The 18862-nt window shown below is 66.2% G+C and carries 21 protein-coding genes and 1 tRNA gene; 6 read left to right on the forward strand and 16 right to left on the reverse strand.

The window, feature by feature from the left end; translation table 11 throughout:
- On the reverse strand, positions 1-434 hold a 434-nt coding region (locus FVQ89_RS04055; RefSeq protein ID WP_187264888.1), incomplete at its 3' end, for an oxaloacetate decarboxylase.
- Positions 431-1189: an IclR family transcriptional regulator gene (locus FVQ89_RS04060; protein ID WP_187264889.1), complete on the reverse strand. Its 759-nt coding sequence runs from the start codon at positions 1187-1189 to the stop codon at positions 431-433. The genes FVQ89_RS04060 and FVQ89_RS04055, both read right to left, overlap by 4 nt.
- A gap of 181 nt (positions 1190-1370) precedes the next feature.
- Here FVQ89_RS04060 and FVQ89_RS04065 point away from each other — a divergent pair, with 181 nt between their 5' ends.
- A complete protein-coding gene (locus tag FVQ89_RS04065; RefSeq protein WP_147900614.1) occupies positions 1371-2477 on the forward strand; it encodes an alcohol dehydrogenase catalytic domain-containing protein in 1107 nt (368 codons plus the stop codon).
- 46 nt (positions 2478-2523) lie between these two features.
- On the opposite strand, the gene FVQ89_RS04070 is transcribed toward FVQ89_RS04065, so the two are convergent.
- Together FVQ89_RS04070 and FVQ89_RS04075 are read right to left on the reverse strand one after the other, a co-directional pair.
- Positions 2524-3279: a hypothetical protein gene (locus FVQ89_RS04070; RefSeq protein ID WP_147900615.1), complete on the reverse strand. Its 756-nt coding sequence runs from the start codon at positions 3277-3279 to the stop codon at positions 2524-2526.
- Positions 3272-4018, reverse strand: coding sequence for a hypothetical protein (locus FVQ89_RS04075; RefSeq protein ID WP_147900616.1), 747 nt, complete (start codon positions 4016-4018; stop codon positions 3272-3274). The genes FVQ89_RS04070 and FVQ89_RS04075 overlap by 8 nt, the downstream gene beginning before the upstream one ends.
- Before the next feature lie 303 nt (positions 4019-4321).
- Here FVQ89_RS04075 and FVQ89_RS04080 point away from each other — a divergent pair, with 303 nt between their 5' ends.
- Positions 4322-4618, forward strand: coding sequence for a DUF2277 domain-containing protein (locus tag FVQ89_RS04080; protein ID WP_147900617.1), 297 nt, complete (start codon positions 4322-4324; stop codon positions 4616-4618).
- A gap of 13 nt (positions 4619-4631) precedes the next feature.
- On the opposite strand, the gene FVQ89_RS04085 is transcribed toward FVQ89_RS04080, so the two are convergent.
- Positions 4632-5657, reverse strand: a complete 1026-nt coding sequence (locus tag FVQ89_RS04085; RefSeq protein ID WP_147900618.1) for an amidohydrolase family protein — start codon at positions 5655-5657, stop codon at positions 4632-4634.
- A gap of 85 nt (positions 5658-5742) precedes the next feature.
- On the opposite strand from FVQ89_RS04085, the gene FVQ89_RS04090 reads away from it, so the two are divergent.
- Positions 5743-6495 carry a TetR/AcrR family transcriptional regulator gene (locus FVQ89_RS04090; RefSeq protein WP_147900619.1) on the forward strand — a complete coding sequence of 251 codons (753 nt, stop codon included), beginning with the start codon at positions 5743-5745 and terminating at the stop codon, positions 6493-6495.
- Between the two features lie 53 nt (positions 6496-6548).
- On the opposite strand, the gene FVQ89_RS04095 is transcribed toward FVQ89_RS04090, so the two are convergent.
- The 3 genes from FVQ89_RS04095 to soxR all read right to left on the reverse strand — a co-directional run bounded on the left by FVQ89_RS04095 (position 6549) and on the right by soxR (position 8310).
- Complete coding sequence (locus FVQ89_RS04095; protein ID WP_147900620.1) at positions 6549-7058, reverse strand: flavin reductase family protein; 510 nt, start codon at positions 7056-7058, stop codon at positions 6549-6551.
- Positions 7059-7165: 107 nt separating this feature from the next.
- On the reverse strand, positions 7166-7765 hold the full coding sequence (locus FVQ89_RS04100; protein WP_147900621.1) for a superoxide dismutase: 600 nt from the start codon (positions 7763-7765) through the stop codon (positions 7166-7168).
- Positions 7766-7845: 80 nt separating this feature from the next.
- Complete coding sequence (soxR, locus tag FVQ89_RS04105) at positions 7846-8310, reverse strand: redox-sensitive transcriptional activator SoxR (RefSeq protein ID WP_147900622.1); 465 nt, start codon at positions 8308-8310, stop codon at positions 7846-7848.
- A 75-nt stretch (positions 8311-8385) separates the two neighbouring features.
- On the opposite strand from soxR, the gene fdxA reads away from it, so the two are divergent.
- Positions 8386-8715, forward strand: a complete 330-nt coding sequence (gene fdxA / locus FVQ89_RS04110; protein ID WP_147900623.1) for a ferredoxin — start codon at positions 8386-8388, stop codon at positions 8713-8715.
- A gap of 148 nt (positions 8716-8863) precedes the next feature.
- On the opposite strand, the gene FVQ89_RS04115 is transcribed toward fdxA, so the two are convergent.
- The 5 genes from FVQ89_RS04115 to FVQ89_RS04135 all read right to left on the reverse strand — a co-directional run bounded on the left by FVQ89_RS04115 (position 8864) and on the right by FVQ89_RS04135 (position 15128).
- Entirely contained in the window at positions 8864-9457 is a 594-nt protein-coding gene (locus tag FVQ89_RS04115; RefSeq protein WP_147900624.1) for a dihydrofolate reductase family protein, read from the reverse strand.
- 300 nt (positions 9458-9757) lie between these two features.
- On the reverse strand, positions 9758-12760 hold the full coding sequence (locus FVQ89_RS04120; RefSeq protein WP_187264890.1) for an N-6 DNA methylase: 3003 nt from the start codon (positions 12758-12760) through the stop codon (positions 9758-9760).
- Positions 12761-13183: 423 nt separating this feature from the next.
- A complete protein-coding gene (locus FVQ89_RS04125) occupies positions 13184-13657 on the reverse strand; it encodes a hypothetical protein (RefSeq protein ID WP_147900626.1) in 474 nt (157 codons plus the stop codon).
- 402 nt (positions 13658-14059) lie between these two features.
- The gene (locus tag FVQ89_RS04130) at positions 14060-14485 is read right to left on the reverse strand and encodes a hypothetical protein (RefSeq protein ID WP_147900627.1); all 426 of its coding nucleotides are present in this window, start codon (positions 14483-14485) and stop codon (positions 14060-14062) included.
- A gap of 109 nt (positions 14486-14594) precedes the next feature.
- On the reverse strand, positions 14595-15128 hold the full coding sequence (locus FVQ89_RS04135) for a hypothetical protein (protein ID WP_147900628.1): 534 nt from the start codon (positions 15126-15128) through the stop codon (positions 14595-14597).
- 560 nt (positions 15129-15688) lie between these two features.
- Between FVQ89_RS04135 and FVQ89_RS04140 the strand changes: the two genes are divergently transcribed.
- A complete protein-coding gene (locus FVQ89_RS04140; protein ID WP_147900629.1) occupies positions 15689-16033 on the forward strand; it encodes a hypothetical protein in 345 nt (114 codons plus the stop codon).
- A 204-nt stretch (positions 16034-16237) separates the two neighbouring features.
- On the opposite strand, the gene FVQ89_RS04145 is transcribed toward FVQ89_RS04140, so the two are convergent.
- Both FVQ89_RS04145 and FVQ89_RS04150 read right to left on the reverse strand, forming a co-directional pair.
- Positions 16238-16576 carry a hypothetical protein gene (locus tag FVQ89_RS04145; RefSeq protein ID WP_147900630.1) on the reverse strand — a complete coding sequence of 113 codons (339 nt, stop codon included), beginning with the start codon at positions 16574-16576 and terminating at the stop codon, positions 16238-16240.
- Positions 16577-16936: 360 nt separating this feature from the next.
- Positions 16937-17026 (reverse strand) — tRNA-Ser (locus FVQ89_RS04150).
- A 143-nt stretch (positions 17027-17169) separates the two neighbouring features.
- On the opposite strand from FVQ89_RS04150, the gene FVQ89_RS04155 reads away from it, so the two are divergent.
- Entirely contained in the window at positions 17170-17685 is a 516-nt protein-coding gene (locus FVQ89_RS04155) for a hypothetical protein (protein ID WP_147900631.1), read from the forward strand.
- A gap of 49 nt (positions 17686-17734) precedes the next feature.
- Here the strand turns inward: FVQ89_RS04155 and FVQ89_RS04160 are convergent, their stop codons facing one another.
- Positions 17735-18841, reverse strand: coding sequence for a class I SAM-dependent methyltransferase (locus FVQ89_RS04160; RefSeq protein ID WP_370454445.1), 1107 nt, complete (start codon positions 18839-18841; stop codon positions 17735-17737).
- Positions 18842-18862 lie beyond the last annotated feature (21 nt).

Raw genomic sequence — 18862 nt, forward strand, 5'->3', positions numbered from 1 at the left:
TCGGGGTGGCGTCGCGCCTGCACCGCGGCGCGCACCTTGCGTACGGCCACATCCATCGGCTCGACCGACTTGCCGCTCAGGTGACCGCAGCGCTTCGGCCAGGTCTGGTCCTCGATCTGGATCGCGGACGCGCCGGTGGCTTCCAGGCGACGCACCGTATCGGCCACATTGCTCACGTCGCCGTAGCCCGTGTCGGCGTCGACCAGCAGCGGCACGGTCGTGACTGCCGAGACCGACTGCAGCGCGGCCGTGATCTCGGAGAGCGCGATGAGCCCGATGTCGGGGAGGCCGTGCCGCCAGGCGGCGGTCGCGTATCCGCTGACGTAGACGGCGGGGAAACCGGCGGCCTCGGCCGCGACGGCTTCGAGCGCGGTGCCCACCCCGGGAACGAGCAGCGGGCCGTCTGAGTCGGCGATGATGCGGACGAGGTTCATTCGTGGGTCCATCCCATGGCGGTGCTGACAGCGGCGACGGCGCGGTGGACCGCGTTCGCCAGGTCCTGTTCGGATGCTTCGACCCGGGTGAGGAGACCGCCGAGGCTGATGGCGCCGACCACCGTCCCGCGCTCGTCGCGCAGCGGCACGGCGATCGCTCCGACTCCGTCGGTGACGTCGCCGCGGCTGAAAGCGTGACCGGCAGTGCGCGCCGCGTCGATGCGGTCGCGAAGCGCGTCGTTCATGCCGGCGCGGCCGACGAGCGAGCGGGCCGTGGCGTTGTCGAGCGTGGAGAGGATCGCAGTGCCGGCCGCGCCCACACTGAGCGGGACGAACGTGCCCGGCGGCGTGGAGAGATCTCGCAGTGGGTGCGTCCCCTCGATCCGTTCGGTGCACACGGCCTGGTCGCCGCGGCGCAGCATGAGGTAGACCGTCTCGCCGGTCTGGTCGCGCAGGTCGCGCAGGGCGGCCCGCGCCTCGGTGCGCAGGTCGAGCGAGGCTTCGACCACGTGGGCGAGCTGGAGTATGCGCACGCCGAGGCGGTAGCTGCGCGTCTCGGCGTTCTGCTCGAGAAGGCCGAGACTCACGAGGGTCTGGGCGAGGCGGTGCACGCTCGCCTTGCTGAGGCCGAGGGCCGCCGTCAGCTGGGTGAGGCCCAGCTCGGGCTGCTCGGAGGTGAAGGCGAACAGCATGTTCCCGGCACGTACGACCGTCTGCAGGTCGGGTCCGTTTTCCGAACCGTCGATTCGCTCCATGGACCCAGACCGTAAATGGTCCAGGGGGCCAACGCAAGCACGAAATCTGATCTTCACGCGAGAGAAACGACGTTGACACGCGCCCCGACACATGATTGCATCCGTTCCACAGTGCGCAACGCGGGTTCGCTCAGCGGACCGGTTGTGTGACATCCGACGACGAACAAGGATCAGTTCCCTCGTGCAGATCACCGGTGCCGTGCTTGAGCGATCAGGTGCCCCACGGCCGTACACGGAGTCGCATCCGATCACCATCGACGAACTGCAGCTGGACCCGCCCGGACCGGATGAGGTGCTCGTCCGCATCGGTGCGGCGGGGGTGTGCCACTCCGACCTCTCGGTGGTGAACGGCGACCGCCCGCGCCCGCTGCCGATGCTCCTCGGGCACGAAGCCGCGGGCACGGTCGTGGAGATCGGCGATCGCGTTCGCGACCTCGCCGTGGGCGACACGGTGGTGGCGAGCTTCCTGCCCCGATGCGGCGAGTGTCGCGAGTGCCGGACCGACGGCCGGGTGCCGTGCAGTCGAGGCAGCGCGGCGAACGCCGAGGCCGAGCTCTTGGGAGGCGGTCGACGCCTGAGCCGTGGTGGCGAACCGGTCGGCCATCACCTCGGGGTCTCCGGGTTCGCGACCCACGCGGTCGTGCACCGCAGCTCGCTCGTCTCGGTGGGCGAGGGGGTTCCGTACGACGTGGCCGCACTCATGGGCTGCGCCGTGCTGACCGGTGGTGGCGCGGTGGTGAACGCCGCGCGCCCGGAGCCGGGCCAGTCCGTCGTGGTCGTCGGGCTCGGCGGCGTCGGCCTAGCCGCGATCCTCACCGCTCTCGCGCACGACGACGTGCAGGTGATCGGCGTCGACATGTCGCCGGCCAAGCTCGAGAGCGCCCTCGGCATGGGGGCGCACGCCGTCTACACGCCCGACGACGCAGTCGCGGCCGGTGTGATGGGCGATGCCGTCATCGAGGCGGCGGGCAGCGCCCGAGCCTTCGAGACCGCCGTGGCCCTTACGGGCGTCGGTGGGGCGACCGTGACCGTCGGGCTGCCCCGCGCGGATGCGGTCGCCGAGATCAGCCCACTCGCGTTGGTGAGCGGCGCCCGCAGCATCGTCGGCAGCTACCTCGGCTCGGCGGTGCCCTCACGCGACATCCCACGATTCGTCGAGTGGTGGCGTGCCGGCCGTCTGCCGGTGGAGCGGCTCATCTCGGGACGCGTGCCGCTCTCCGAACTGAACGCGGCGATGGACGACCTCTCGGACGGCACCGCCCTGCGTCAGATCGTGACGACCGACTGACGCGCGCCTCCGGTTCGCCACGCGCGTGCGGGTGCTGGCTGGCAGATCAGTGTGCGGACGGAACGAGCGTCCGGATGAGCGCGACGAGTGCCTCGCGAGGCGCTTCGGTTCGTCTTCCGCGTGAACGAGAGAGCAGCGTCGAAATGTCACCCAGGGTGCGGCGAGCGTCACCACGCGCTCCTGCTGTCGCCGAGTCCAGTTGCCACCCACCGATCTCGGCAGTGCCGTACGACTGGGCGATCCAAAGGAGGTTGTGAAGGTCGGTGAGGTCCCTTTCGGCAAGACGGCTCCCGTAGGAGTTCGCCTTGAGGATCACCGCGATTTCGACCGGCGGGACACGTGCGATGAACTCTGCGGTCGAGCCATCGGTGAGGGTCACGTCAACCGAGATGGCGATGGGCTCTGCGGCTAGTGCGAGGGAGAGACCCGGAGCGCTGTCGAAGGCGCGGCCGCCCAGTTCGGTTGAGTGGAAGCTGCCGTCGTTCGAGGGCACCAGCAGGTCGATCCGCTGCCCGCTCTTCGAATACGAGTTGCCAGAGGTCGCCTCGTATCCCGCATCGGTCAACCGTCGGTGGACATCCCCCGTGGATGCGAGTTGAGTGCTGAGGGCAGCGTCGGCGTCGGCTGTTCGGCGGGGGATTGCGTTCGGCGTTGGGAATGCGGTGAGGAGCAATCCGACCATCTGGCCACCGACGATCCGAGCATCAAGCTCGCGCGTGATCGAGCACACATCGGCGAGCGCTCTGAACGCCAGGTCGTCGGCAGCGCTTGTCGATACGGTGCTCGCGTTGGCCTCAATCACGTCCGGCAGTCCAGCTCTTCGTCAACGCTTCGAGGATGCGTTCCCGTGCTTCGTCGGCGTCTGAGCCGCCCGAGCGAGCGACGTCGTACGCGCAGAGCAGCGGGTCGACAACGGATGCCGCACGACGTCCGCCGGCGTACGCGGTCGCGACATGCCAGATGGTCGGGTCGGAGGGCACTGTGACTGAAACAGTTGCCCGGTCTGGGGTTGCTTCAGCGAACCCTAGCGGCGCGAGGTCGAGGCCCTGGTCCACATAGATGATCGCCATGCGGGGGGTCCTCCACGGCGCGATGCGATCGGCGCCCGCATCTCCCGACAGAAGCGCGGTGGGGCTGAGTGTCGCCACCCTTTCGGCCTGCTGGATCACGGGCTGCACGCCGTACCAATATTGGGTGATGCCGTGCGGGCCGGGGTAGTGAGCGAGGAAGTAGTCGATCGTCGGCCGGATGTCTTTCAGCGCCCAGCCGCCACCGCGTCGCTCCACGAGCGACTCGATCTGCTTCAAGCCTTGCGACACCGCTGCCTGTGTCGCGCCGGTCTCCAGCGCCAGCTCTGATTGACGTCGTGGACGACTCGTTCGTGCGAGTGCGCGGACCAAGGCCATCCGAGCCCAGGGCTTCCGGCGCGTGGGGGGCGCCTCATCGCGGGCGATTGCCGCGTCATAGCGCCTCCCGCTGACGATCACCACCTGATCGCCGATGGCTGCGATCGCGATCCTCGGATTCTGCTCGGCGGCCAATCGCATGCTCTCCGTGAGTCGCGGAGTCACATACAAGATGTGGGCGTCGGCGGTGGTTGCGATCGTCGATGGTGGCGGAGGTGACTGCCGTACCTGAACGCGCGTGGGTTGGTCGTCGATGATCAGAGTGTCGGCGGACGCGACGCGGACCGGGATGCCGACCAGTTGGAGGAGGTCGGTCGCGTCGGTGGCGGTGATTGCCATGCCGCACCTCCATAAACTGTACCGAGATAAGTGCAATATAACTTATATCGGTATGGGTCGATAGAACTGATCCCGTCTCCGACGGCCTATCCTCGCCGCATGTGCCGCAACATTCGCTGCCTTCACAACTTCGATCCGCCCACCACCGACGATGAGGTGCGCGAGGCTGCGCTCCAGTTCGTGCGGAAGGTGAGCGGCTCGACGCATCCGTCGCGTGCGAACACGCCCGCGTTCGAGCAGGCGATCGACGAGATCGCCGAGGCGACCAGGCGCATGCTCGATCAGCTGGTCACGAACGCCCCTCCGAAGAACCGCGAGGCGGAGGCGGTCAAGGGGCGCGCCCGCCACGAGAAGCGGATGGAGCGCGAGGTGCGGATCCGCACCGGGGCTGTGTGAACCCGCGCCCGGATCAGCTCGCGCGACGATCGACCAGGCGCTGCCAGTTGCCCGAGCCGATCGCGACCTTCTCCTCGTGGGTGAACGGCGAGTCCTCCAGGAACGAGCGGGCGACGCCGTTCGACGTGTCGAGGAAGGGGAAGCCGCCGGGCCGGGTGCCGAAGGTGTACGGGTAGTCGGTGGAGTACACCATCCGCTCGGTGCCGACGATCTCGGCGGTCCAGCGCAGGTAGCGCTCGCTGACTGTGCCGCTGCCCGCGATCCAGAAGTTGTTGGTGAAGTACTCAAGCAGGGGCCGCTGCAGCTTCGCGTTGGTGGCGAGGATGCCGGTGTGGTCGAGGTAGAACAGCACCAGCTCGCCCCAGTGGCCGGCGAGCACCTGCAGCTCGGGGTGGCGGTCGAAGACACCCGAGAAGATCATGCGCAGGTACTGCACGCCCAGGTCGTAGTACCAGCCGAGTCCGGCGGTCGCCAACCCCATCCCCGGGCCGCCGAGGCCGGAGTAGTAGGAGTCGATGATGGGCTGCTGGGGCGTCTGCGGGTGGAAGTGCAGCGGCACGCGGAGGCTTTCCGCCATCGCGTACAGGTCGTCGAACGCGGGGGAGTCGGCGAGCTCGCTGCCGGTGCGCCCGTAGAGCATGGCGCCCCGGAACCCGAGCTGGGTGACTGCCCGTTCGAGCTCGAGCGGTGCCGCCACCGGGTCTGCCGTCGGGATCGCAGCCCAGGCCTGCAGGCGGTCGGGGTGCTCGGCCACGATCGCGGCGAGGGCGTCGTTGGCGTCGCGGGCAACCGCGGGGGCATCGGCCGCTGAGAGGTTCTGCACGCCCGGGGAGTTCAGCGACAGCACGGCCTCGTCGATCCCCTGGTCGTCCATGTCGGCCAGGCGCTCCTCGCCCGTGCTGCGCAGTCGGCGGGCGAAGGGCTCGTCACCCCACCCCGCGTGCGGGTTCGGCGTCATTCCGGATGCCTCCCACGCATCGAGCACGAGCGGCAGGGCGATGTGTTCTTCGAGTCCGACGATGCGGATCTTCTCGGTCATGGGGGCGCTCCAATTGTTAGCGGTGATAACAAGAGCACCGTAGCGACGATATTCACCGATAACAAGTCGGTGTTATCGTCGATTCGTGACCCCGACCGCCACACCGGCCCCGACGCACACCCAGCCGACGCCCGCACGTGACGACCACCGCCTCCGCATCATCCAGGCGGCCGCGGGGCTTCTCACCGCGCACGGCGCTACCGCGCTCACCACGCGCGCCGTGGCGGAGGCGGCCGGAGTTCAGGCGCCGACCATCTACCGGCTGTTCGGCGACAAGGACGGCCTCGTGGAGGCGGTCGCCGAGCACGTGATGTCGGCGCACGTCGCCGAGAAGGCGGCCGGGAGCGCGAGCGGCGACCCCATCGATGACCTCCGCCTCGGATGGGATCTGCAGATCGACTTCGCCCTGACGCATCCGGAGCTCTACGAGCTGCTCAACCGCTCCGGTCGCGCGGGTGCCTCGCCCGCCATGTCGGCTGGCATCGACGTGCTGCGCGGCCGGATCCGGCGCCTCGCCTCCGCCGGGATCATGCGGGTGAGCGAAGAGCGAGCCCTGTGGCTGATCCACGCGGCCGGCGCCGGCGCGGTGGTCGCGCTGCTCGAGGCGCCCCCCGAGCGGCGCGATCGGGGTCTCGCCGACGCGCTCTTCGACTCCGTTCTCGCGGCCATCGTCGACCATGGCGCGGCTCCGGTTGCCTCGCACGATGTCGTGCCCGCTGCTGTGGCGCTCGCAGCCCAGGTGTCTGAGCTTCCGGGCCTCTCGCCCGAAGAGCGTGCGCTGCTCGGGCAGTGGCTCACGCGCGCCGTCGACGCGGCGAACGAGACGCGCCGCGGTTAGGTGCTACGCGAGGTCGCGGAACGTCGAACGACGTTGCCGCTCCTCGGCCGTGCTCACGCGCTCGTCAGCTGACCGACATCGGCAGTCGTGCGGAAGTCTCGGTTCCAGCGAAGCAGCGGCGATCCGTTGCCGTGGAAGCTGCCGTGCTGCACCTCGCCCACCACGATGCGCTGATCATGCACCGGAGTGATCGATCGGGTCGAGCACCAGAACGTGACGAGGGCGTCCGGAAGCCACAGCGGACCTTCGGGGGAGGATTCGGCTCCCGCCGCACCCAGGGCGTCGAGGCGCTCCTGGTGAGTGGTCGGGGCGGTCAGCGTGCGCACGAGGGGGAGGTGGTGCGCAGCGAGCACCGACAGCGTCCAGGGCGCGCCCGACTGGATGGCGGGGATCGCGTCCCGATCCTGGCCGACGGACACCGCGAGGGTGAACGGCGTCACCGATGCGGTCAGCACGGACGCGGCGACGAAGAACCGGTCGTAGTCTCCGTCGCGGACGGCGACGAGCGTGACCCCGCTTCCGTAGAGGGCGAAGCTTTCGTAGAGCGAGGGCTCGGTGGTCATGGGGTCTCGGGTGCTTTCTGTGCGGGTTCCGATGCCGGTCGCCGGTCGCCTCATGGGCGCGCCGACGACCGGCTGATACGGATCGGCCTGCTCGTGGCAGGACGCGGTCAGGCGACCGCGGCGTCGAATCTGCGGGCCACGTCGGCCCAGTTCGCGATCTCCCAGAACGCCTTCACGTAGTCGGCGCGGACGTTCTTGTAGTCGAGGTAGTAGGCGTGCTCCCACACGTCGAGTTGCAGCAGCGGCGTGACGCCGGCCGGAGTGTTCCCCTGCTGATCGAAGAGCTGGAAGATGAGCGGCCGCTGCCCGAGGTCATCCCAGGCGAGAACGGCCCAGCCGGACCCCTGCACGCCGAGAGCGGTCGCCGTGAAGTGCGCCTTGAACGCGTCGAACGACCCGAAGTTGTCGGCGAGGGCAGCCGCGAGCTCGCCCTCGGGCTCTCCGCCGCCATCGGGTGACAGGTTCTGCCAGAACACGCTGTGGTTGCGGTGCCCGCCGAGGTTGAAGGCGAGATCCTTCTCCAGCTTGTTCACGTTCGCGAGGTTGCCGGTGGCTCGCGCCTCTTCGAGCTGCTCCAGCGCGGTGTTCGCCCCCGTCACGTAGGCCTGATGGTGCTTCGAATGGTGCAGCTCCATGATCGTCGCGGAGATGTGCGGCTCGAGCGCGGAGTAGTCGTAGGTCAGATCCGGGAGGGTGTAGACGCTCATTCGAGGTCCTTTCGCGAGTGATAACTCGACGCTAAAACCTCAAGCACGCTTGAGGTCAAGCGGCCGGGATGCTCACTCGGTCACTCCTCAGGAATGTCGTCGAGACGTCGGGCGCCTGCGCCGGTGGTGGCGAGCGCATCGTTCGGGTTGAGCAGGGCGCACGCCTTCATCGAGAGGCACCCGCATCCGATGCATCCGGTGAGTTCGTGCTCGAGTCGCTCGATCCCGTGGCGTCGATCTTCAAGTTGCCGCTTCCAGCGACGGGACGCCCGCTGCCAGTCTTCGTGGCTGGGAGTGCGGTCGAGAGGCACCGCGGTGAAGGCGCTTTGGACATCCGCGAGCGGGATGCCGAGGCGTTTCGCCACCGAGATGAGCGACACGCGCCGCAGCATGTGGCGGGCATAGCGCCGCTGATTTCCGGAGGTGCGGATCGACGCGATGAGACCCAGCTCCTCGTAGTACCGCAGAGCGGAGACGGCGACGCCCGTGCGGGAGCTCATCTCTCCGATCGTCAGCAGCTCGTCGGGATCGTGTGAGCCGCTCATCGGCCCTCCTTCAGCTTGACCTCAAGTTCACTGTAGCTATTAGCGTGCGTCGAAACAGCGAAAGAGGTGGTTCCGGTGACCTATGTGATCGCACTTCCGTGCGTGGATGTGAAGGACCGCGCGTGCATCGACGAGTGCCCGGTCGACTGCATCTACGAAGGCGAGCGGTCGCTGTATATCCACGCGGACGAGTGCGTGGACTGCGGAGCATGCGAACCGGTGTGCCCCGTCGAGGCGATCTACTACGAGGATGACCTCCCGGCCGAGTGGGCGGACTACTACACGGCGAACATCGAGTTCTTCTCCGAGCTCGGTTCTCCCGGAGGCGCCGCACGCACGGGCGCGCTCCCGTTCGACCACCCCCTCATCGCCAACCTGCCCCCGCAGGAGCACGCGGATGCGTGAGGCTACGCGAGGGTGCGGAGGGTCTCCTCGGCGTCTGTAGTCAGCAGGTACATCGCCTGTGACGAGCCGGGCAGGGGTGTGAACCCGAACTTTCCGTAGAAGGACACGGCGTCGTCGCTGACGTTGCCAAGTTCGGTGTTATGGGCCCTTACTGAAAGGAGGCGCGGCGTACCGGGTACCGCAGGTGGAGCACGCGCTCGCCCTGGATCACCACGGCAGGATCCTCCAGTATGTGCTGCCCATCGACCGCTCCGAAGAACTTCTTGCCGGAGCCGAACACGACCGGGGCCACATCCATCCGCACCTCATCGACCATGCCTGCAGCAAACACCTGGCCGCCGACGTCGCCCGCGGCGACCTCGATGACGCGGTCGCCCGCAAGCTCCTGAGCAAGGGCCATCGCCGCATCGATGCTGTCGACGAAGTGGAACGGCGCCTCGAGATCCCATCCGTCGGGTGCCGGGCGGTGACTGACGACCACCACATGGTCGATGCCGCTCGGCGGCGTTCCCTCCCAGCCGTCCGTGAGGTCGAAGACGTGGCGGCCGACGACGGTCACCCCTATCGCATCCCAATACGGGCGCACGTGGTCGAACGACGCCTGCGACACCTTCAGCACGCCGCTGTCATCGAGCGGCACGTCGCCGCTCAGCAGCCACTCGAATAGAGGCCCCGGATCGTCTTCGTCGTCGGCGATGAACCCGTCGACCGAGACGGATGCGTACATGACGGTTGTGCCCATGGTGCTCCTCGCGTGGTGATGGGATCACGGTAGCGGTGGAGGCTCCTTCGGCTGGCATCTGCTCCTATCTCGTAACGTAGCGAGAATGGGGGCACTGCTGGCCGTAGAACGAAAGCCCATGCCGGAGCAGAGGCTTTAGTGGCGGTACCGGTGGGATTTGAACTCGCTTCGTCCTCGCTGTTCGTGGCTCTTCGCGTTCGAATGCCCAGCAATCGAGCCGGTTTGAATCGCCGCCGGTCGCGGTGGTTCGCTGTCAAGTGGCGATGAGTGTGGGCAACTTGTGGGTGTCAACGTCGGTGGCTATTGGTCCTCGTTCTGAAGCGGGGCGACCTCGGCGATGGCGCGCGTGAGCTGCGAGGGGTCGACCTCGTAGAGGTCATTCACCAGGTCATCGATTCTTGCGTCGACCGCGAGCCGCTCTCGCCCGTGGAGTCCCATCCGGGTGTCCCAGAGGCCGCCGAGGCGGGTCCACACTTCACGTTGCGCGTCCGTCGCGGCCTCGCGAATTGGAAGCCCGCGAACGTACGGGGCAGAGAACTTGTGGTACTCCCCCTGATACACGGGACTGTGCGCGAGTGCGTAGGTCGAAATCAGGCGACTGTTGAGTATCGCCAGGAGCGGACGGTGATCGAAGTCGTCCGGTAGTGCGATGCCGGTTACCCCTGCCGTACCAGTCAGGAAGAGGCGTCCATCTCCCAGCGCGAACTGCGACCGGTTGCTTAGCGCAGGACTGAGGAGATGCTTCCCGTGGAACCAGCTCTCGTTTTCGAGGTACATCATTCCCCACCACTCGCCGGTGAGATCGAGCGCCGAGCTTCCGAACCACTTCCGCCGGCGCAGCTTTGCTTCGTTCTCGGCGAGGTAGGCCTGGAGCCACGGGGCGCGCGTGAGTTCCGACGCCGTTATCGGTCGGAAGGCCCCGCTGTCGACTAAGTAGGGGAAGACAAGTACATCGTTGCCCCCGGCGACTTCGCCGCCGCGCACGTCACGCCCCCGGATCACGGGTCGCAGGAAGGCCTCTTCCAGTCTGCGTTCGGCGGCTGCCTCGAGGGACATGATGAGGACCGGATCGGCTCCGCTCTGGACGCCGTTGCTGAAGCTCGTTGCGATCTCGCCCAGAGGGATAGAGCCCTCAACGATCTGATCCCAAAGGTCCATTGCGTCGGGTGACGACCAATCCCAGGGCGCTTCCCCGAGACGTGCGCGAGGGACTTCCCAGCTCTGCGTGGCGGCGAGCCGATCAAGCGCCCGTGTGTACCCGATAGTCGACGTCGGGTTGGCGAACTGGCGCGACGCGAACAGAACCTGCGTGTAGTTGGTCGCCTCCTCGAAGAGGCGCTCGGCCTGGAAGTCGACTACGCCATCAATCCATGGTGAGGCCGAGAGGAGCTGCCGCAGGCCTCGCGCGGAGGACGTGTGGGACATCTTGTTCGGGACCACGAATCCGAGTCGACCGCCGTCCTCAAGGAGGCCGAGCGCGCGCTCGATGAACAGGTAGTAGAGGTCCGCTTTGCCGACGTAGCTGTCGTACTTGTCGCGAAGGTATTCGAGCTGGTCGTCTGGGATCTCATACCCCGCCATGAGCCAGGGAGGATTTCCGACTACGACGCTGAACTGTCCATCGAAGGAGCGCCAGTCGAACGGATTGATGCGGGCACGCCGAGGGCTGAAGACGTCGCCCAGTTCGAGATCGGAAAGGATGTCCGGGCCCACGAGGCTATTGCCGCACTTCACGTTCTCGTCAAGGTCGGGGAGTATTCGGTCGTGGAAGATCGCAAGCTGCTGCGCTACCGAGCTCGCTACCTGCCCCTCCATCAAGGTGAGTAGGAGGCTGAGCTTGGCGACCTCCACCGCCTGTGCGTCGATGTCGACGCCGAAGACGTGGTCGGTCAAGATGCGCTTGCGCTCACGGAGCGTTAATGCCAGCTCACCGAGAGCATTGCGTTCGAGGGTCGCGGGCTGCGTTCCTCGTGCGGTGAGCCACCGACCTTCATCCTCGGTGTATTTCAGCAGGTGCCAGTCGAGCAGGTGTCGATACGACTGGACCAAGAATGTGCCGGAGCCACATGCGGGGTCGACCACGCGCACGCGTGTTCGGGGAGCACGGACCGCTTCGGGAGTGCGACCTTCGAGCAGGGGGTCGAGAGTCTGAGCTACGACTTCGGCGGTGAGCCACTCCGGCGTGTAGAACACACCCCCCGCCTTGCGAACCTCGGGTTTCACTTCGAGCGCAACTCGGCCGTTCACTCGAGTGATGCGCTGCGAGAGGAAGGTCTCGTACGCGCGCCCCATCACCTCGACCGGCATCACACCGAATGCATACGGCGACACCGGAGGGTAGAAGCGAAGGATGGTGCTCTTGAGTACGGCGTCATCAATGGTGAGCGACGGAGTGATGAGGTCCGGACCCTCGCGACCCGATTCATTCTCGAAATGGAACAGCCCCGAGTTGAACCGCGAGTCCGCGCTCCGATATAGCTCCCAAAGCGCCTCGCGAGGGCGGGGGGAGTTCGCGGCGTCGCGAAGGGTTCCGTACGGTTCGACCAATCGGTCCTCGCAGAAGCGGAGGAAAATGATGCGGTCGAGTGTGAGTTGAATCGCCCGGAGCAGTTCGGCGTCGGTCAGGTGGGGATTCTGGGTGGCCACGTGTGCAAGCAGGTCCGCGCGTGCCGACTCCAGGTCGCGGAGAAAGACTCGGTCGATCCGCTCCCGGCCACCGCGAGCACCGAGGGTGCTCGTGAACCGCTCCAGCGATCCGTCGCGTACCGCGTCACGGCCGAGAAGGGCCACCAGCTCCGGCCAACGCTCTTCGAGTTCGTCATAGGTGAAGTAGAGGACTCGCGCCTTCGATGCGGAGTCGGTCTCCAAGGGCTTCGCCCGACCGTCGTAGACCGCGAACTCTCGGAAGTTTGTGAGAACGGCGATCGGCAGTTGTGCTGACCATGCGTACCGGCGAGCTTGGAACGCGGGCTCCCGCTGGTTCTTGATCCACACGCTCGGCTTCTTTGCCTCGACGAAAAACCGGGAGTCGCCGTCGACACGCATCGCATAGTCCGCAGCGCGTTTGTGGCCCTCGACATCGGTGCTCGGCTCGACCACCACCTCTTTGAAGCGTTCCGGTAGGGATGCCGCGTTCGCCACGTCCCACCCCAGGTGAGTGAAGAGAGGATCGATGAACTCGATTCGAGTCGATGCTTCCTTGTACTCGGGCTGACGCAGATCACGCTCGCGCTCGCGGTAGCTGGAAACTCGAGCGCGCAGTTCCTCGGGAAACGAATCGTCCGTCGGCGACGTCGGTGGCATGTCCGTATCTTGGCAGAGCCAAGCGACCGAGCAACGTCCACATGGTCGTCGGCGGGGCGAGGTGTCGCTAGTTGACCGAGACGAGCGGGGACGACTGCGGATCGTCCGCGATCGGCGTCGAAGCGCAGCGACGTCGCTGCCCAATTGGGTGGCTACCCACGTTCGCATGACGAGGCCTGTCTCCTGCCAACGACTCAACACCTCAACATCCGCAGGGCTTCGTCGGTTCGCGTGCTTCAGCGCGTTGTAGGCGGACACGGTGTTCACTGCCCACCGAACGGCACGACTTCGGCGACAGCGGATGCGACACGGCCCGGACGGGCTCGCAGGGGATGTCTTTGGCGCGCCTGTCCGGCTCTCCGTCACGGACGAACGGCAGGTAGCCGAGCGCTTCGATGCCCGGTCCGATCTCGGCGAGAAGAGTCACAGCATTGACCCGCTAAAGTAGCCGGCTCGAAACCAGGGCATCGATGGCGCGAGCGAACCGGTCGCGGTTTCGGAGAAGAGGATCACGTGTTTGCGGTGCTGAGGCAGGGGTTCCGGGTCATCGATCGCACTGGCGACCACAGGAAGCCAGTTGTCGCGGGTGGGCGGGCCGTCTCTCACCTCCGACTGCTGCTCGATCTCCTCTTCGGGTTCGGAATGCCGCAGTGCCGATTTCGGGTTGCAATGCTCCCTTCGCCACTGGGAGAGGATCATGAGATCGCGGAGAGCGCGGTGAAAGGCCCCCGCCCAGCGGGGCTGTTCCTGGCGGTACCGGTGGTACTTGAACTCGTCCAGCCATGGTTGCCCTCGCGACGATTGATCCCGCAGCCTTGAGAGTTCCTTCACCTCGTCGACCGGCACCAATGCTGCCCGCGCCACGGCGTCTAAGTGATGCCGCACGCCCGGAGGCACGCGGGCGATCGTCTGGAACCTTTCAAGTAGAGGAGGACCACGCCTGATGCGCGAATATTCTGGCGGCTGAGTTACATCGGCAGCAACACGAGGGCGTAGCGCGCGGCGTTCACTAGGTCCGCATATCGGTCGGCTCGGTGGCGACCGAGGGCTTCGAGATCGCCGGTCGCGCCGAGGTTCGCCGACCTGTTCGAGGATGACCTCGACGCGGTCGCAGATGCCCTGGATGCCGCACTCTCCTCAGAGTGTGAGCAAGATGTGGGCAAGCCAGTCGACCCCGATGCGAGAAGCCCCCGATACTCCAGCGGATGCGGGTGTCTCGGGGGCTTTCGTGGCGGTCACACTGAGGGAAGGTTGGAACCCCGTCGCCTGGAGCAGGGTCTCGGACCGACTGCCTTGACGCTAGTGGTCGGATTCGCTCGGGCCGAACGGGAAGTGCCAGTGCCGATCGCGGAGTGCCTTGAGCGCACGGTAGAGCTTCGGCTCATCACGTTCCATCCGCAGCGCCCGGTCCGACGGCTCGCCCCAGGTCGGACCCCAGTGCCCGGACATCTCCCACTCGACTTCGCGCCAGTCCGATACGCCGAGAGCATGGTCGATGAAGGCCTGCCGTTCCTGTCCACGCAGGGCCGCGGGCACCTCGACAGTCCGAACGACCACCCGCTCGTACGCGTAGAACCTGAGCGTCACAGCACCAGAGGGAACCCCCTTGGACTTGAAAGAAGAGCCGATGGCCCCGAACGGGCTACCGGCTCTGTTGTCATCCGCGTCTGCACGCTGCGGATCCTCGTTGGGATCGGAGAAGCTCCGGTCGTTCGGGTCGATCATCGTCGCCCCCCTTCTGGGGATTGCAGCCTCGTCGCGGGCTGAACAGGCACATCATAGCGCGCCAAAGGCCGGGAGCAAGCAATGCTTGTCCCGGTCAGTTTCCCAGCGGCTATTTGTCCTTCGCGTCCTCCGAGTCGAAGTTGCGGTATCGGCCGACGACCACCCGAGGTAGGCCGTCGAGCATAAGTGCTAGATGGAGCCCAAAAAACTCCACCTGCCAACGAGTTTCGAAGGAGTCATCAGCGACGTTCATTTGGATCGTGAGGGGATCAGAAGTCACATCGACGTCCGGATTGCGACCATTGAGCGCCAACTCAATCTCTCGCTTGATACCGGGATGGAAGCCGGCACCCTCGGGACGCCGCCAGATCTTGATGACGCCCGCAAAGTCCGACTTGGCTATCCGACGCTCGGTGAACTCATCTACGCTCAGATCATCAAGTGTCACTGGCACCCCGTCACGTTCGCGGGCAAGACGCATAATCTCTCGAACGTGGGACCAGTCAGTCACATCATCCGGACGGAAGTCGTCATCAGCAACTCCTCGGCTCTCGCCGTGAGCGGTGAGGTGATCAGCGCGATCGCTCAAGCGCTCATCTCCAGACGGTGGTCTTGGTTCGCCCTCCATCTGCAACCAGAACAACAAGTAAGGATAGCCTTACCTATTCTTCTTGATGGATGGATGCGGAAGTCGGATCTCCCCCGACTTCTCCCGTTCGCAGACTCGTGGGTCATGCGTGCGGTGACAGCCACACTAGGTCGCAGGCGCGCCGGTCGCAATATCGCGACTATGCGGTGCATAGGCGTATAATCCGCCCTCACCTGAGTAGGGGCTTGCCGTGTCCCTCGGGTCTCCTGCACTCTAGCCCTACCTTCAAAACCATATATCCGGTTTATCGAGATTAATGGATATTCGTCTGATTGCCCGAGAGACTCGCTGATCACGACCCACGCGCTCCCATGTGGCGCATCGATGAAGCGCGCCCAGAAGAGGGTCACTTCTTCCCGGGTGAAATTGCGAGGCTCCTCGGAGCGCCGAGCCTCAACCATAGGCAACTCCGATCTATTCATCACCTGGTACGGCTGCAGGCGGGTACTCCGCTAGCTAGAGAGACAGATCAACGCGGCTCGCCCCGTGAGAAGAGTTGGCGCTGGACCAGATTCACACTTCTCGATGTGGTTGCAACACGAGAAGTAATTCACTTGTCGCTCACCCCGGAGGGAGATCTACCTGTTCGCCTGAACCTCCATCGCATCAAGGTCGCGTGCATGGCGCTTCGCGAGGTGGGCTTCGAGAACCCTCTCATCGAGTTGGATCTAGCAATCTCCGGCGAGCAAGTGGTCATTCGGTTTAGGGACACGGTTATTGACGCGCGGACTGGTCAGCAGCGCTTCTTGGAGACCGAACAAGAGCTCAAGCGCAACAATCTCCTGCAGGATCCTGAGCTTGTTGCGCACCTCAACGAGATCCGAGCGAGGTTCCGAGCTACTCAGGCAACAAGCCTGTTCGAGTTCGGCATCACACACGCGGTCAAGGTTGGGCCGTAAATGGACGATCTGATGAGAAATCGACGCCATCCGGTCGCCCATCCTCTCGCTTGCACAGGTTCGGCAGTTCTCGCCCGATTCCACGGGGAAGGGGCGAGCGTAAGGATGCCGACTGTCTGCGCTTTGGCGCAGACCCGCTGCGGGTCGCGGCGCGGCTACGGCCGAAGTAAGGGCCGGGGTGGCACCTATGAGTACTTCTTCTGCCTAGGACGACACACCAAGCGTTGAGACTGTCAGCTGCCCTATTTCCCCATCGAAGCCGTCGAGCAGCGGGTCGAAAAGACCTGGCGCACCGAAGCGCAGTTCCCCGAACCGTTCGTCGCGCAGGTGCAGGTAACCGCCCGCGTCGAACTCGACAGCTACTTCCAGTCCAGCGAGAAGCACGTCGCCCAGCAACGGCGACGTGTCGTGACCCTCGAGCGATCCAAGCAGAAGCTCATCGACGCCTACATGGCAGATGCCATCCCCATCGCCGACCTCAAAGCCCGGCAACTCGACGTTGCCCGAGAGATCTCCGACGCCGAGTCGCAGATTCGGCAGCACTCAGCCGACCAAGACGAGGTGCGGCAACGCCTCGACACTGTGCTCGCACTGACCCGAGTCGCCTGGAATCTCTACGCACAGTCCGAAGAGGCTACGAGGCAGAAGCTGAACCAGGCCGTCTTCGACTACATCGCTGTGGACGAAGTGGATCCAGACGACCCGCAACCGGGTGAGGCCACCCAGGCAGGCTGTCCGGCCACGTCCGGGGCTTTCAGCGCCCCGGTCGAGGCCGGTACGCACCTACGGCCCAGGACGTGGCCGACAGGGTCGCACGCGGCGCCGTCGTCGCTGAGCCCAGGGGGCTCAACGGCAGAACCCCTGGTGAGCTACTGCTTACCAGGGGTTCTAGCGTCAATCACCTGGCGGTACCGGTGGGATTTGAACCCACGGATGGCGTGAACCATCACATGTTTTCGAGACATGCTCCTTCGGCCGCTCGGACACGGTACCGCCGAAGAGTCTAACCGACTCCGGCGCCCTGTCCGCACGCAGCCAGTACGTCTGCCTACCGCCGATGCGATGTCTGGTGCAGGTCGATGCCGCGGGTGTATACATTCCCCACTGCCTATGCCTCCCAGTACAAGGAGCTGGACATGAGTGCATACGGAATCGGAGCTGACACCGCAATGGCGGCACCGAAGGGCAAACAGCGCGGAGTGCCCGTGAAGAAGTCGAACGTTCCCGAGACGATCGTGAAGTGGATCCCGGGAGAGGCGATCACGTTCTACGCCGGGATCATCGGTATCGGTGCCGCGCAGGAGGCGCTGACGGGCGACGAGACGGCAAAGGAACTACTTGAGCGCATCGACGCGGGGTCGCTCCCGTGGTTTGTCGCGGGGGCGTCTGTGGCGGTGGCGCTCGTGATCGTCGGTGCCCTGACGACGGGCTCCCGTAAACCCGGCACGAGGCCCTCGATCTGGGCGCTCATCGTTCGTTCGGTGCTCACGCTCCTCGCCTTCGCGCTCTGGACGAGCGCGCTACCCGGCTCGTGGACGTATGGCCTCCACTTCATCCGCGACATGGGCGCCGCATACGCCCTACTCCTGGTGCCTCTCGGGCTTGTATTCGCGGCTGCCGCGGAGGCAATCACGCGCTCAGTCAAGCTCTAGCTAGGACTTGGCATCGGTGGCATTCTCTCTCCCCCCGGCCCCCGGCAGCTCACCGCCGCACCGACGCCGTCACCGTGAACTTCGGTGTCCGCGCGAGCTGCCGTGTCGGCCCGACGATCCGCTCGAGCGCCGCGCGATACCCCAGGTGCGAGTTCCACACGACCCTCAACTCCCCGCCCGGGCGCAGCACGCGGGCCGCATCCGCGAAGAGGCGCAGAGCGATCGCGGTCGTCACCGCGGCTCCCGCATGGAGCGGTGGGTTCAGCACCACGAGATCCGCCGACGCATCCGGCTCGGCCGACAGTCCGTCGTCCTGTCGCGCCTCCACCGACACCCCGTTCGCCGTAGCGGTCAGCCGCGCCGACTCCGCCGCCACCGCCGACACGTCGCACGCGAGCACCCGCGCCGCAGGCATCCGCCGCGCCAGCTCCACCGCCACGACCCCGGTGCCGCACGCCAGGTCCACCACGCGCGAACCCGCTGGCAGCGAATCGAACGTCGCGAGCAGCGCCCGCGTGCCGATGTCGAGCGTCGCCCCCGCGAACACCCCGGGCACCGCCACCACGGTCACTCCGCCCATCACCGCACGCTCCGGCTCCGCGAGTGGAACCGCGACCGGCTCCCGAGCCACCACGATCCGCGACTTCGCCCGCGCGTGCGCCACATCGATCCGCGCGAACCCCGCCCCGAGCACCCCGTTCTGCGTCGGCGTCATGTGCTTCACGCGCCCGACCGCGAGCACCACCACCGACGGCCCCGCCGCCCGCGCGATCACCCGCGTCACCGCGTCGAGCCGCGCAAGCGACCGCGGCATCCGCACGAGCACGAGCGAGGTCGTGCCGGTCACCACCGACGCCAGCGGATGCGACGACCATCCGCCGACACCCGTCGCCTCCGCGTTCGCGGCGAGCGCCCGTTCGCTCACGATCGGGTCCTGATGCACCCGCACCGAAGCCGCCCCGAGCGCAGCAGCGCCGAGCGTCAACGCCCCGTGGGTGTCGTCAATCACCGCCACCTCACCCGCGAGCGCGTCCGGGAACTCGGCCGCGGCGTAGTCGAGCAGGTACCGGTCGGCCGCATCCCACGCGCGCAGCTCTGCACCGCCGACATCCGGGGTGCGCGACAGTGCGTCGAGGAGCGCATCCAGCTGAGGCACCCCCCGACGCTACCGCCGCCT

The organism is Homoserinibacter sp. GY 40078 (genome assembly GCF_008017545.1).
Classification (GTDB): Bacteria; Actinomycetota; Actinomycetes; order Actinomycetales; family Microbacteriaceae; genus Homoserinibacter.

What these genes read in the sequence shown, in the direction of transcription:
- FVQ89_RS04060 (WP_187264889.1), bottom strand. Translation starts at nt 1,189, where the DNA reads ATGGAGCGAATCGACGGTTCGGAAAACGGACCCGACCTGCAGACGGTC.
- FVQ89_RS04080 (WP_147900617.1), top strand. Translation starts at nt 4,322, where the DNA reads ATGTGCCGCAACATTCGCTGCCTTCACAACTTCGATCCGCCCACCACC.
- FVQ89_RS04085 (WP_147900618.1), bottom strand. Translation starts at nt 5,657, where the DNA reads ATGACCGAGAAGATCCGCATCGTCGGACTCGAAGAACACATCGCCCTG.
- FVQ89_RS04095 (WP_147900620.1), bottom strand. Translation starts at nt 7,058, where the DNA reads ATGACCACCGAGCCCTCGCTCTACGAAAGCTTCGCCCTCTACGGAAGC.
- FVQ89_RS04100 (WP_147900621.1), bottom strand. Translation starts at nt 7,765, where the DNA reads ATGAGCGTCTACACCCTCCCGGATCTGACCTACGACTACTCCGCGCTC.
- soxR (WP_147900622.1), bottom strand. Translation starts at nt 8,310, where the DNA reads ATGAGCGGCTCACACGATCCCGACGAGCTGCTGACGATCGGAGAGATG.
- FVQ89_RS04115 (WP_147900624.1), bottom strand. Translation starts at nt 9,457, where the DNA reads ATGGGCACAACCGTCATGTACGCATCCGTCTCGGTCGACGGGTTCATC.
- FVQ89_RS04120 (WP_187264890.1), bottom strand. Translation starts at nt 12,760, where the DNA reads ATGCCACCGACGTCGCCGACGGACGATTCGTTTCCCGAGGAACTGCGC.
- FVQ89_RS04130 (WP_147900627.1), bottom strand. Translation starts at nt 14,485, where the DNA reads ATGATCGACCCGAACGACCGGAGCTTCTCCGATCCCAACGAGGATCCG.
- FVQ89_RS04155 (WP_147900631.1), top strand. Translation starts at nt 17,170, where the DNA reads ATGAGTGCATACGGAATCGGAGCTGACACCGCAATGGCGGCACCGAAG.